Origin of the sequence: Lonepinella sp. BR2474 (genome assembly GCF_051851555.1) — a bacterium.
Lineage (GTDB): Bacteria > Pseudomonadota > Gammaproteobacteria > Enterobacterales > Pasteurellaceae > Lonepinella.
The window spans coordinates 1-13,777 of sequence record NZ_JBPDVH010000013.1 but is presented as its reverse complement, the minus strand read 5'-3'; the positions used below and the strand labels follow the sequence as shown (position 1 = coordinate 13,777).

At 41.7% G+C, this 13,777-nt stretch carries 11 protein-coding genes; 6 read left to right on the top strand and 5 right to left on the bottom strand.

Annotation, left to right across the window (positions count from 1 at the left end):
• The coding region (locus ACTG7Q_RS10715) for a YadA family autotransporter adhesin (protein WP_439243755.1) at window positions 1-2,050 on the top strand (2,050 nt) is incomplete at its 5' end.
• A gap of 64 nt (window positions 2,051-2,114) precedes the next feature.
• Here ACTG7Q_RS10715 and sppA read toward each other — a convergent pair.
• On the bottom strand, window positions 2,115-4,001 hold the full coding sequence (gene sppA, locus ACTG7Q_RS10710) for a signal peptide peptidase SppA (protein WP_439243752.1): 1,887 nt from the start codon (window positions 3,999-4,001) through the stop codon (window positions 2,115-2,117).
• A gap of 172 nt (window positions 4,002-4,173) precedes the next feature.
• Here sppA and ACTG7Q_RS10705 point away from each other — a divergent pair, with 172 nt between their 5' ends.
• Both ACTG7Q_RS10705 and ACTG7Q_RS10700 read left to right on the top strand, forming a co-directional pair.
• Window positions 4,174-4,728, top strand: coding sequence for a nitroreductase family protein (locus ACTG7Q_RS10705; RefSeq protein ID WP_439243749.1), 555 nt, complete (start codon window positions 4,174-4,176; stop codon window positions 4,726-4,728).
• A 9-nt stretch (window positions 4,729-4,737) separates the two neighbouring features.
• Window positions 4,738-5,352 carry a DedA family protein gene (locus ACTG7Q_RS10700; RefSeq protein ID WP_439243746.1) on the top strand — a complete coding sequence of 205 codons (615 nt, stop codon included), beginning with the start codon at window positions 4,738-4,740 and terminating at the stop codon, window positions 5,350-5,352.
• Window positions 5,353-5,429: 77 nt separating this feature from the next.
• On the opposite strand, the gene cspD is transcribed toward ACTG7Q_RS10700, so the two are convergent.
• Complete coding sequence (gene cspD / locus ACTG7Q_RS10695; protein WP_439243743.1) at window positions 5,430-5,639, bottom strand: cold shock domain-containing protein CspD; 210 nt, start codon at window positions 5,637-5,639, stop codon at window positions 5,430-5,432.
• Window positions 5,640-5,918: 279 nt separating this feature from the next.
• Here cspD and asnS point away from each other — a divergent pair, with 279 nt between their 5' ends.
• A complete protein-coding gene (gene asnS, locus ACTG7Q_RS10690) occupies window positions 5,919-7,322 on the top strand; it encodes an asparagine--tRNA ligase (RefSeq protein ID WP_439243740.1) in 1,404 nt (467 codons plus the stop codon).
• 71 nt (window positions 7,323-7,393) lie between these two features.
• Here the strand turns inward: asnS and cysB are convergent, their stop codons facing one another.
• The 3 genes from cysB to ACTG7Q_RS10675 are packed head-to-tail and all read right to left on the bottom strand — an operon-like array spanning window position 7,394 to window position 10,253.
• Window positions 7,394-8,365, bottom strand: coding sequence for an HTH-type transcriptional regulator CysB (cysB, locus tag ACTG7Q_RS10685; RefSeq protein ID WP_439243738.1), 972 nt, complete (start codon window positions 8,363-8,365; stop codon window positions 7,394-7,396).
• Window positions 8,366-8,393: 28 nt separating this feature from the next.
• Window positions 8,394-9,578: a 23S rRNA pseudouridine(2605) synthase RluB gene (gene rluB, locus ACTG7Q_RS10680; protein ID WP_439243735.1), complete on the bottom strand. Its 1,185-nt coding sequence runs from the start codon at window positions 9,576-9,578 to the stop codon at window positions 8,394-8,396.
• Window positions 9,579-9,629: 51 nt separating this feature from the next.
• On the bottom strand, window positions 9,630-10,253 hold the full coding sequence (locus tag ACTG7Q_RS10675) for an L-threonylcarbamoyladenylate synthase (protein ID WP_439243733.1): 624 nt from the start codon (window positions 10,251-10,253) through the stop codon (window positions 9,630-9,632).
• Between the two features lie 283 nt (window positions 10,254-10,536).
• Between ACTG7Q_RS10675 and ACTG7Q_RS10670 the strand changes: the two genes are divergently transcribed.
• Window positions 10,537-12,102 (top strand): transferrin-binding protein-like solute binding protein, encoded by a 1,566-nt coding sequence (locus tag ACTG7Q_RS10670; protein WP_439243730.1) that lies wholly within the window; start codon window positions 10,537-10,539, stop codon window positions 12,100-12,102.
• A gap of 92 nt (window positions 12,103-12,194) precedes the next feature.
• Window positions 12,195-13,640, top strand: a complete 1,446-nt coding sequence (locus ACTG7Q_RS10665; RefSeq protein WP_439243727.1) for a surface lipoprotein assembly modifier — start codon at window positions 12,195-12,197, stop codon at window positions 13,638-13,640.
• Window positions 13,641-13,777 lie beyond the last annotated feature (137 nt).

Sequence of the window (13,777 nt, the reverse complement as noted above, 5' to 3'; positions counted from 1 at the left end):
CTCTAACCTGTCCACTGAAATTTCAGCGGGTGATAACATCACTTATGCCGCAGGTAAAAACCTTGTGGTGAAAATGGACGATAAGAACACAACAACACCTGTTGTGACCTACGGTTTAGATAAAGACATTCAAGTGGATTCTGTCATTGTGGGTGGCGACACTTACACCGATGAAAACGGCAACGTTTACAATGTCACCAAAGATAAAGATGGCAACTACACTTACACAGATAAAGACGGTAATACACAAACCGTTGATGCGGCTAATGTGAAAGGCCCAATCAATATTGCAGGCAACACCATTACTGGTTTAGACAGTACGGTTAGCAACACCACTAATGCACCAAGTGCAGTGGCGCCAACTGACGCAGATGAAACCAAAGTGGCAACCTTAGGTGATGTGTTAAATTCTGGTTGGAACTTGCAAGAAAATGGCGACGCAAAAGACTTTGTTAAAGCCTATGATACAGTGAACTTCGTCAATGGTACAGGCACAACAGCGGTGGCCTCGCCAAATGATGATGGTACATTGGTCAATGTTACATTCAACGTTAATGTTGATGAAACAACCATCACCACGAAAAAAGTTGAAGTCCCTGTGTTAGATAAAAACGGTAAACCAGTTGTTGATAAAGAGGGTAACCCAGTAACCACCACAACAACACAAATCGCAGCGAACACTGGTAACTTAGTGAATGCGGGACCAAATGTTTACTCCGATGCAAATGGTAATGCGTTAGTGAAAGTCGGCGATGTATACTATGCAGCGGCTGACGTGACTAACGGTGTTCCAAATAAAGATGCCGTTGCGTATACAGGTGATGTAACCACGGCAACAGGTACGGGTAAAGTTGGTGCGGGTTCAAGCCCAGATGCATTAACCACCGCACAAGATGTTGCAGATGCCATTAACTCTGCTTACCATACCATCAACGTGTCTTCTACTTCAAAAGAAATCACACAAGGTGGCGAGGCACAGCAAATCAATGCTGGCGACACGGTAAACTATGTTGCAGGTCAAAACTTAGTGTCTAACATTACTGTTGAAGCCGATGGCGTAACGAATGTCACCTATGCGTTAGCGAAAGACATCTCGGTAAACAGCACAAATGTGAATGGTACAACCATTACTTCAACGCCTGTCACTGTAAAAGATGACAAAGGGAATGACGTAACCACACAAACGTTGAACTTCGCTGACGGTAACGGTAACGCCGTCGTCTTGAACGGCGTAGCAGATGGCGATATTTCACCAACTAGCACCCAAGCCATTAATGGTAGCCAGTTGTATAACGCCACCGCACCAATTAATGCGCTTGTGCTTTCTGATACTTTAGGATTACCAGAAGGTAAAATCGTGATTGACGGTCTTAATCCAAATGCAACCGAAGAAGAAAAAGCGGCAGCAAATGGTAAACTTGCCACAGTAGGCACGGTAGCCAATGCGATTAACAGCGCATACCATACAGTGACGGTTAAAAACAGCGATACTCAAGTTGAAGAACATGATGGATCCACCAAAATCTCTGCGGGTGATAACATCACTTACGTAGCAGGTAAAAATTTAGTGGTGAATATTGCAGATAACGATACCAACCCAACTGTCACTTACGGCTTGGCTGAGAATATTCAAGTGAACTCCGCTACGGTGGGCACAACGAAACTTTCAAGCGATAAAGAGGGTAACCTTGTTGTCGGTAACAGTAACACCGGCGCCCCCGTTCAAATTAAGAACGTAGCGGCAGGTACGGCTGATACTGATGCAGTGAACGTAAGCCAATTAAAAGGTGTCAACAACCGCATCAATCGTGTAAACAAAGATATGCGTGCGGGTGTAGCGGGTTCAAATGCTGCAGCATCATTACCACAAGTTTACATTCCAGGTAAATCAATGGTCGCCGCCTCAGCAGGTACTTTCAAAGGTGAAGGTGCACTCGCCGTCGGTTATTCACGTGCAAGCGATAGCGGTAAAGTACTCTTAAAACTTCAAGGTAATGCCAATAGTCGTGGTGATGTGGGTGCCGGTGTAGGTATCGGTTACCAATGGTAATACGCCATTAAATCAATATTTAAAATGCGACCGAAAGGTCGCATTTTTTTGTTTGCTAAAGAATTTACTTCACTCCCCCACAATTCAAACAATACAAATACTGCCCTTTCGGATCATTAAATTTACTCAACACACCAAGTTGACTTCCCACTTGTTCAACTGGTTTTGGCAATCCAATCATCTCGCTTACCGAACGGTTAACAAACAACTTCGCCTCTGTTTGTAGGGCTTGCAGTAACGCTTTAAATCCTTGCGGTTGTTCATCAAACCATTCTACGGAATACTCTGCTTGCTCATTATTTTTCTGATTAGCCAATTCTTCCGCTTTTTTCACCGCAGTTTCAAAGTCACCGAGTTCATCCACGAGTTTATGTTGTAACGCATCTTGTCCTAGCCAAACTTGTCCTTGTGCGACTTTATCCACATCCGTTTTTGATAACTGCCGTCCACGGCTCACCACGTCCAAAAAGCGATCATAGCCGTTCTCAATTTCTAATTGAAATACCTGTTTTAATTCCTCGGATAATGGACTCACTGATGATATTTCGCTTAATTTTGAAGTGCTTACACCATCCGCCGTTACGCCAATTTTTTTCAAGCTATTTTCAAAGGTCGGGAACATAGCGAAAATACCAATAGAACCGGTAATCGTATTTCTATCCGCCACAATATAATCCGTGGTGCTCGAAATCCAATAGCCCCCCGAGGCGGCCATTGAACCCATTGAGGTCACAACAGGTTTGCCTAATGCTTGCAAATGATCGATTTCTTGGCGAATAATTTCAGAGGCAAAAGCGCTACCACCGGGGCTATTTACACGTAAAACTACCGCTTTAACCGCCTCATCTTGAGCAGCTTGACGTAGTAAATACGCCACGCTATCGCCACCAACTTCATTTTCATAGCTCTCACCATCAATAATCGTCCCCTCGACATTCACAACGGCAATTTTATGGGTTGGTTCAGAAAACGCACTGTCCCCTTGTTGACGGTCAGGTAACGCACTTAAATAAGCATCAAAATCGACATTTTTAAACGCATAACTTTCATCTTGCATTGATGGACCAAAAACTGCGGTGAGTTTTTGTTGTGTTTCAGCACGACTGGCTAATTGCGTCACTAAATGCCGTTGTTTCACATAAGCGGTGCTGTCACCTTGTAAGGCTTTTAGTTTTGCCAAATATTCTTGACTGTCTGGCAAGACATCATTGCTCGGAATTTGGCGATTTTTTGCGACAACGTCACGGAAATTTTGCCACATACCGCCTAACCAACGTTGTGCATTGGCTTTGGCTTCAGGTGACATATCATCACGTAAAAACGGCTCTACCGCTGATTTATAGGTTCCCACACGGAAAACGTGCGGCGTGACAGCTAATTTTTCTAGCATGGATTTAAAATACAAATTTTCAGCCGATAAGCCGTGAATATCCACGGTTCCCACGGTATTTAAATAAATATCATCCGCAAAACTGGCAAGAAAATATTGCCCTTGCGTATAATTATCTGCCATGGCAATCACGGGTTTATGTTGTGCTTTGAAAGCATTTAAAGCACGACCAACATATTCCAACGCCGGCAAATCGGCGCCCTCAAAATAATTTAAATCTAGCACAATCCCTTTAATTCGGTCATCATTCTTGGCATTTTCAATAGCATAGACCACGTCAAATGTTGAAATTTGACGAGCCACTTGATTGCTATCCAAGGTGTTTAAGGCTTTTTGCCAAGTCATTGTTTGCTCTCGATTATCCGCCAGATAACCGTCTAAATTTAACACCAATGCGCCTTGTTCACCGACTAATTCTGTTTGCTTAGTTGGTGCATGGAATAAACTCACAAATGTGATAAACACCAAAACGAATAACAAAAAAACCACATTCATTACTACACGTCGAACAACGTTTAAGGCTTTCCAACACTGCTTTAAAAAACGAAAAATGAGTTGCATAACATCCTCTTAATATAAACGGTAAATGGCAAAAAATAATACAAATTCACCGATGAGCTATTGAATTGAAAGGAAATATACCGCAAAAATGAGAAGTTTTCACGGTATTTTTATGTTAAAATCATGCACGTTAAAATAAGCAAGAAAGTAAAGAAAAGAGGAAAGGAGCGTTATGAACGCATTAGAATTACTGATCAATCGTCGATCAAATAAAAAATTAGTGGCGCCTGCCCCCAATAAAGCACAACTTGAACAAATTTTCCAAGCCGCATTGCGCACACCCGATCATGGCAAATTAAAACCTTATCGCTTTGTGGTCATTGAAAATCACGGCTTAACCACGCTTGCCAACGCCTTAACTCAAGTGGCAACGGACCTGAATTTAGAACAAAAACAATTCGACAAAATTGATAAACTCTGTGCCAATCCAATGGTGATTGCGGTGATCGCAAAATTGGATTCGACGATTGCCAAAGTGCCAGAATGGGAACAGCTTGTTACTGCGGGTTGTGCAGCTTACGGCATTCAACTTGCAGCACAAGATTTGGGCTTTGATAACGTCTGGATTACGGGAAAATGGAGCGACGGCAACGCCTTACGTCAAGCCTTACATTGCACCGAACAAGAAAAAATTGTGGCTCTCTTATTAGTCGGTACAGCAGAAAATGACAAGATAGAACGTGAATGTAGAACGGTCGATATACAAGATTTTGTTTCATATTTATAGGATTTTTTCATGGATGTGTTAATTAACTTTTTTACTGATTATGGCTATTGGGCCGTTTTATTTGTATTGATTATTTGTGGCTTTGGCGTGCCGATTCCAGAAGATATTACTTTGGTTTCTGGTGGCATTATTGCGGGCCTTTATCCTGAAAATGTGAATGTGCATATGATGTTGGTGGTGAGTATGATCGGCGTATTAGCGGGTGATAGCACCATGTATTGGTTAGGCCGTATTTATGGGGTAAAAATCTTACGTTTCCGCCCATTGCGCAAATTACTCTCCTCCAAACGTTTAAAAATGGTAAGGGAAAAGTTTGATCAATATGGTAATCGAGTTTTATTTATTGCACGTTTCTTACCTGGCTTACGTGCCCCGATTTATATGGTATCAGGCATCACAAATCGAGTGAGTTATACTCGCTTTGTGTTGTTAGATTTCTGTGCAGCGATTATTTCTGTGCCGATTTGGGTTTACCTCGGCTATCATGGCGCAGATAATCGAGATTGGTTGGCTCAACAGGTGAAAAATGGTCAACACGGTATTTATGTTATCGTGGCTGCGGTCGTGTTATACGTAGCTTATAAAATTTATAAAGCCAAGAAATCGAAGAAAAAACCGAATTAATACGTTAACAAATAGAAACAGCAAAGTGCGGTAAAAATAACATGATTTTTACCGCACTTTTTTGTTAATCATCCTGTCTATTCAAAAATAGGAATAATTTTTGTGGCTTGCGAACCTTTTTCGCCATGTGAAACCTCAAAATTCACTTTTTGGCCCGCTTTTAATGAACGATACCCCTCCATTTCAATCACAGAAAAATGAGCAAAAATATCCTCATCACTGCCCTCTTTATTAATAAAGCCAAAACCTTTTGTATTATTAAACCATTTAACAACACCAACTTCCATACGATACCTCATTTCGGTCTAATGATAAAAAACAAGCGTCATGCCTTGTTACCTGTTCATATGATTAAGTATTTTTGTATTTTCTGCAATCAATAAATGTTCAAAATTCGACATAGATCACAAAATTTTTTTGCTTAATCTTTTCAGCAACGCAAAAAAGCAGCACGACATGCCGTATTTCGCAAATATTTTCAGGGATTTTTTGGTAAATCACTGAATTTAAGGTAAACTAAGCAGAATTTTTTATGAATAATAATATTTTGATTTCGGAGATTAAAAATGACAAAAATTGCCTCTATCACCGACGTACTGCAAGGTAAAGTTGCGATTGGTGAAAGCGTAACTGTGCGTGGTTGGGTGAGAACTCGCCGTGACTCAAAAGCGGGCCTTTCTTTTCTGGCTGTCTATGACGGTTCTTGCTTTGCCCCTATTCAAGCGATTGTAAATAACGATTTAGCGAATTATGAAACGGAAGTGTTACGTTTAACCACGGGTTGTTCCGTGGTTGTGACAGGCACGGTGGTAGAATCCCCTGCCGAGGGACAAGCGGTGGAATTACAAGCTCAAAGCGTGGAAGTGGCGGGTTGGGTAGAAGATCCCGATACTTATCCAATGGCAGCAAAACGCCACAGTATCGAATACCTACGTGAAGTGGCACATTTACGCCCTCGTACCAATATTATCGGTGCCGTGGCTCGTGTGCGTCATTGTTTAGCCCAAGCGATTCATCGTTTCTTCCATGAGCAAGGTTTCTATTGGGTAGCAAGCCCAATTATCACTGCATCAGATACTGAGGGGGCGGGCGAAATGTTCCGTATTTCTACCCTTGATTTAGAAAATCTACCTCGTAACGACAAAGGTGCGGTGGATTTTTCGCAAGATTTCTTTGGACGTGAATCTTTCTTAACCGTATCGGGTCAATTAAATGCAGAAACCTATGCTTGTGCATTAAGCAAGGTCTACACATTCGGGCCAACATTCCGTGCGGAAAATTCAAATACCACACGTCACTTAGCGGAATTCTGGATGATGGAACCTGAAGTGGCCTTTGCTGATTTGAACGATAACGCTAAATTAGCCGAAGATATGTTGAAATACGTATTCCGTGCCGTATTAGCCGAACGCCGTGATGATTTAGAATTCTTTGCTAAACATGTGGATCCAGAGGTGATTACCCGTTTAGAAAATTTTGTCAGTTCCGATTTTGCGCAAATTGATTACACCGATGCTATCGAGGTGTTATTACAATCGGGTAAGAAATTTGAATTCCCAGTATCTTGGGGAATCGACTTATCTTCTGAACACGAACGTTATTTAGCTGAAGAACACTTTAAATCCCCTGTGGTGGTGAAAAACTATCCGAAAGACATTAAAGCATTCTATATGCGTTTAAATGATGACGGCAAAACCGTGGCCGCCATGGACGTATTAGCACCGGGAATTGGTGAAATTATCGGGGGTTCACAACGTGAAGAACGTTTGGATGTGTTAGATAAACGTATGATCGAAATGGGATTAAACCCAGAGGATTACTGGTGGTATCGTGATTTACGCCGTTATGGCACCGTGCCACATTCAGGTTTTGGACTAGGTTTTGAACGTTTAATCGTCTATGTCACTGGTGTACAAAATATCCGTGATGTGATTCCGTTCCCTAGAGCGCCAAGAAACGCTAGTTTCTAACACAAAAAGGAACGCAAGTTCCTAATAAAAAAGAAAATAAATAAGGTGCATAAAATGCACCTTATTTTTTGTTATTTATTCTCCAACTGCACCCCGTCAAACAAGCGTTTAACGGCATTATTATCGTGCATAGATTCGGCTTTTTCCACTAACGTACGAGTTAAGTGCGGTGAAAAATAATTAATAAAATCGTACATATAATTGCGCAAGAACGTACTGTGTTTAAAGGCAATTTGCGTCATACTCGCATTAAATAAATGGCTTGCATCAATAGCAACTAAATCCGTATCAGCCTCAGTATGCGCCATGGAGGCGATAATCCCCACGCCCAAACCTAAGCGAACATAGGTTTTAATGACATCCGCATCAGTGGCCGTAAACACGATATTCGGCAAAATACCCTCGCTGTTAAAGGCATAATCCAAATCCGATACACCAGTAAACCCGAACGTATAGGTAATTAACGGGTGTTTACCCAATTCTGCAATAGTTAAATTTTTCACGTTCGCCAACGGGTGATCTTTTTTCACCACCACCGAACGGTTCCAAAAATAACAAGGCAACAGCACCAAATCATCAAATAAATATTGTGCCTCAGTGGTAATGGCTAAATCCACTTCGCCAGACAACAACGCATCATAAATTTGATTCGGTGAACCTTGATGTACATGTAAACTGACATCGGGATATTGTTTTGAAAAACGTTCAATCACCGACGGCAACATATAACGTGCTTGTGTATTCGTCGTGGCAATGCGTAACACGCCATGATTCGGCTGAGTATATTCATCCGCAATCGCCCGAATGGCTTGGGTTTTCACCAACAATTCACGCGCAATACCAATAATTTTCTTGCCCGCCGGCGTAACGGATTTAATGTGTTTGCCATTACGCTCAAAAATTTCTAGCCCTAATTCTTCTTCCAATAAACGGACCTGTTTACTGATCCCCGGTTGCGAAGTATACAGCGCTGCAGCCGCCTCCGTGACATTTAAATTTTGATTAACAATTTCCACAATATAACGTAGCTGTTGAATTTTCATAAAAATTTCTCTTTAAAGGAATGTCAAACTAGGCTTTTTTATAACGCTTACTGATTTCAGTGTAACGTTTCACGGCTTTACGAATTTTGCCTGTATTAGAGCGACGTTTTGGCTGAGTGATATCTAATTTCGTTTCGGTTTCAGGCGCCAGCCCCACCAATTCACGCAAATAATTCACATTGGCTAAATCCATTTCTTCCCAACCCCCCCGAGGCAAAGATTTCATCAATTTAATATTGCCGTAACGAATACGAATTAAACGGCTGACCTGAATACCTTGGCTTTCCCACAGACGACGCACTTCACGATTGCGCCCCTCCATTAAGGTCACATCAAACCATTGATTTAACCCCGTGCCGCCCATGGCTTTCACGCTTTTAAAATTGGCAAGTCCATCTTCTAACTGCACGCCTTTACGCAAGCGAGCAATCATGGCGTCATTCACCTCGCCAAACACACGCACCGAATATTCACGCTCCACTTCTTGACTTGGGTGCATTAAACGATTGGCCAATTCGCCATCGGTGGTGAACAATAATAAACCGGAGGTATTAATATCTAAGCGACCTACGGCTATCCAACGTGAACCAACCAAACGTGGCAAACGATCAAATACGGTGGCACGTCCCTCTGGGTCACTTCGGGTGCATAATTCGCCCTCAGGTTTGTAATACATTAATACACGGCAAACTTCTTTTTGCACCGCTGTTAAATTAATTAAATGGCCATCAATGCGGATTTTCAAGCCAGAATGCACGGTGACACGATCACCTAGCGTGGCCATTTTCCCATCGACACTCACCCGTCCAGCGGCGATAATCGCCTCAATTTCACGGCGTGAACCTTGTCCCGCATTGGCTAAAATCTTCTGTAATTTTTCACCGGCGACCGTCGGCTTATTTTCCGTGACCGCAACAGGTTTAGGTTTACGCATCGGCAAGGGTTTACGTTCAAACGGTGCTTTATCTGGGTTATTTGAACTGGATTTCACCGAGTTACGTTCACCACGAGAGCGGTCTAAACGCCCTTTTGGCACTTGCTGATCTTTCTCTTGACGCCCTCTTTCTTGACCCATACGGGGATTAAAGTGCGGTGATTTTTCGCCTCGTTTTTCGTTTCGTCCTGTGTCACGATTTGTGCTACGATTGCAGTTACGATCTGTGGAGCGTTCGGTTGAACGTTCTGTTGAGCGAGGCTGAGATTGAAATTTCATAAATGTGTCCTTTGTTGTCGCTTTCCCAAGCGTCATAATTAAAATAAACGGCTAAATAAACGGCGTAATGCTACCACTACCCTCACGTAAAATAACCGGAATGTCCTCAGTCAAATCCACCACGGTTGTCGGGTCTTGACCTAAATAACCACCGTGAATAATTAAATCCACGTGATGTTCTAAGCGATCACGAATTTCTTCGGGATCGGATTGCGTAATATGTTCTTCTTTCGGCAACATCAACGAGCAAGATAAAATCGGCTCGCCCAAGGCCTTTAACAAATCCAAGGCAATTTGATTATCTGGCACACGCAACCCAATGGTTTTACGTTTTGATGTCATCAAACGACGAGGCAATTCTTTGGTCGCCGTCAAAATAAAGGTGTAACGCCCCGGTGTATTGTTTTTGATTAACCGATAAGCCACATTACTCACCGTGGCATAATGGGATAGTTCCGATAAATCACTGCATACCAAAGTAAAATTATGCCCCTCTGGCAACTGACGAATGGTCACAATGCGATCCATTGCATGCTTATCGCCCATCATACAACCTAGAGCATAACCCGAATCGGTTGGGTAAACAATCACCCCACCACTTTTCAAAATCTCCACCGCTTGATTAATTAATCTCACTTGTGGATTTTCAGGGTGAACATAAAAAAACTGGCTCATTGTATTTCCGTTACAATATAAAAAATAATCCTTATTATACTGCATTGTTATATGTTTTTAATAGTGCTATTGCTTTTTCTCTCAAAAATAACCGCACTTTTCGGTTTCAACGGAAATAGCTGAATCGATACACTAACATTTGAAGTCAATTAGCTTATTTTTTGGAGTAAAAATTCACTTGTTTTTTTTTTTTGAAGTGTATTATGCTGTTATCACTGCGATAAGTGATAACTTTATTATGTTGTAATCATTCTTCTATTTCTAATCTTAAAAAGGACATATTATGTTGAAACAAACTTTTAAAATGACTGCCATCGCAGTATGGGTTGGATTAGCAGTAACCGCATGTAGCAGTAGTGGTGACCATGATAATCGCACATCGACCACCCCAAATAGCACTCAAAATACGACTCAGCCAGAGGTCAATACGACCCCTGCCAATACGGCCGAAACCAAGGCAGCACAAGAAGCCAGTGACAAAGCCAAGGCGGCACAACAAGCTGCAGAAAAAGCTAAAGCAGAGGCTGAGGCTAAAGCCAAGGCGCTGCAAGAGGCGCAAGCTAAGGTAAATGCGGAAACGGATGTCAACGCAAAAGCTGAGGCAGAGAAAAAATTACAAGAGGCCAAAGCTGCGGCTGAAAAAGCGGAACAAGAACGCATCGCCAAAGAAGATGCAGCCAAAAAATCGGAGCAAGACAGAATTGCCAAAGAAAATGCGGCCAAAAAAGCCGAGCAAGATCGACTAGCCAAAGAAAAAGCGGAACAAGAAAAACGGGCTAAAGAACAAGCCGAAAAAGAAAAAGCAGAAAAAGAAAAATTAGCCCAAGAACAGCCCAATAAACCCACTGAATTAACCCGTGCGCAAATTGAAAAAAATGATCGCAGCGATAAAAAATGGCGGGTATTATTGTTCAGTAACATCAGTGACCCAAATCGTGCCATTTACAAAATACCACAAAGTTGGTTTACAGATCCCCATAGCTACAGACATTTTTATACTGAGGACGGTTATGTTCTTTTCCATTCTCAACCGACCCCAAATATTGATGTTAGCCATTATGAGATTAACCCACAAAAAATCCAACATGTGGCGAAGGAAGATAACCCAGATCCAACCAATTTAGACATTATTTTTGTTAATCAAAAATATTCGAGTTATGCCGTATGGGATAATTCCCCTGTTTTCACGAACAAAGACTTCAGTAAAGCAACCTACAGGGAGGGAATGGCAGTTGGAACCACGGCTGTTGCTAAAAATGCCACACGCCCAAATAATAAAATCGCCTATAGCGGCGAATATCTTGCGCCACAATCTTCTGATATTGTCACTAAGGGACAAACCGCTGTGTATCAAGGGAATGTCTTGTCATCACGAAATCGATATAAAAAAGAAGATTATGATCTTCATAAAAACACTTATCCCGATGTCCCACAAGATCGTAAAATTGGTAATATTGAATTAGTGGCGGATTTTGGCAAACAAAATATTTCGGGCAAAATCACCTCTTATGATACCAAAAAGATGGATAATGCCATTTTGCAAGACACTAAAATTGAGCACAAAAGCGATACAATTAGGTTTAGTGGTAAAATTATTGCAGATAATCAAACATTACGTAATAAACAGTCCTTTGCTGATTTTCTCAGTGGTAATTTAAACGATGAGGGACAATATTACGGCACCTTTGTCGGCCCAAATGCCGAGGAAATTCTTGGTGGAGGGGAATATAAAAATTACAGTGAAAACCCTACAAATGGCAATCGCTATTACCCCTTAAAAAATCGACATGACTTTATTTTTGGTGCCACTCGTGAGGGAAATTATTCCTATCCAGCAGAGAAAAAATAAACATCTAATACGTTTAATTATAGCCCACTGCGGTGGGCTTTTTTGACCCTATCCCACATTGATAATATAGGCATAGTATAGAGGGCGTTACCATGACAAAAAATCATCTTATTCACACCGCACTTTTTCTTTTTTTCAGCACACAGGTTAAGGCTGACATTACCGTACAAAATGAACCAGACAAAGACATCAAAGTGGCCACGCCCACCCTCCCCGTTGCATTAGCACCCAATATCACACCAGAACAAGTTTCCTCTGCGGACACACCAAATATTATTGAATTCACCGATGATGAACTTATTCAACACCCTGAAATTGCGCGCCAATTATTGAATAATTTGATTGATACCCAACAATGGGAATTAGTGGAACGGTTAATTCCACTCTATCAACAAACCCCACAGCCCGATGTCACCCTGATTGAATACGCCAAAGCCAATCTTGAACTGGCGCAAAGCGAACTTCGCCCAGCGATTAAACGCCTGCGTCAAATTCTAAGTGAAAATGACAATTTTGCCCCCGTGCGTTTTTTATTGGCCAAAGCATTATATGAAGATTATCAAGACAGTGCGGCGCAAGATCAATTCGAACGGCTGCGAGCAGACAATCCACCCGCTGAGATTGCTCAAATCAATGAGCAATATTTAAACGCCTTGCATCAACGCAACAGTTGGGATCTGAGTTTTAATTTTAGTTACTTACAAGAAAATAATGTCAACAATGCCGCCAAATCTGATCGTATTCATATTGGCAATTCCACTTGGCTAAAAAGCCCTGAATCCTTGCCTCAAAAAGCTCATGGGATCAATTATGGCTTTAATTTGTCCAAAAAATTTAATCTCCTCAATGGCCATTATATCCTCTTTGAAAATGACTTCTCGGCCAAACAATATTGGGATAATCATCAATTCGACGATATTATTAACCGCACTTCTCTTGGTTATCAATATCAAAATACCGATAATCGCCTTGCTATTTTGCCTTTCTACGAATGGCGTTGGCTCGGTAATCATCGTTATACTGGTGCTTTCGGCACTCGTGCGGAAGTGGAACATTGGTTTTCCCCTAACTGGCGCCTTTCAGTCGCCGGTGAATGGGGAAAAACCAAACAAATTCACTACGCAGATGCCAATAGCCATACCGCCCTTTATTCTGGCACGTTAATGTATCTCCCTGACGCCAAACGCTATTTCTACCTCGGCACCGATTACAGCAAAGAACGAGCCAATGACGCCATTTACAGCTACCACCGAAAATCCCTCCGTGCCGGTTGGGGACAAAGTTGGTGGGCGGGCATTAGTACCCGTTTAAACCTCTACTACGCCCATAAAAACTACCAAACTCCACACCGTTTATTGCTCAAAACACGCCAAGACAAAGAATGGGGCGGCACCCTCACCTTGTGGAAACAAAACTGGCATTTCTGGGGAATCACCCCAAAACTTTCCTATAGTTTCAATAAGGTATCCAGTAATTTAAGTGAGTTGTATAGTTATGATAAACAACGCTTGTTTTTGAATTTTGAGAAAACGTTTTGAGAGAGGGACAATAAAAAAGACGGCGTAAAACCGTCTTTTCTTTGAATTGGTGCAGTGGCCGGACTCGAATTCACGATATAATTTATTGTAATTTAAAATAAAATATTTTAAGAGTTAACTGCCGTATAACTAAACGT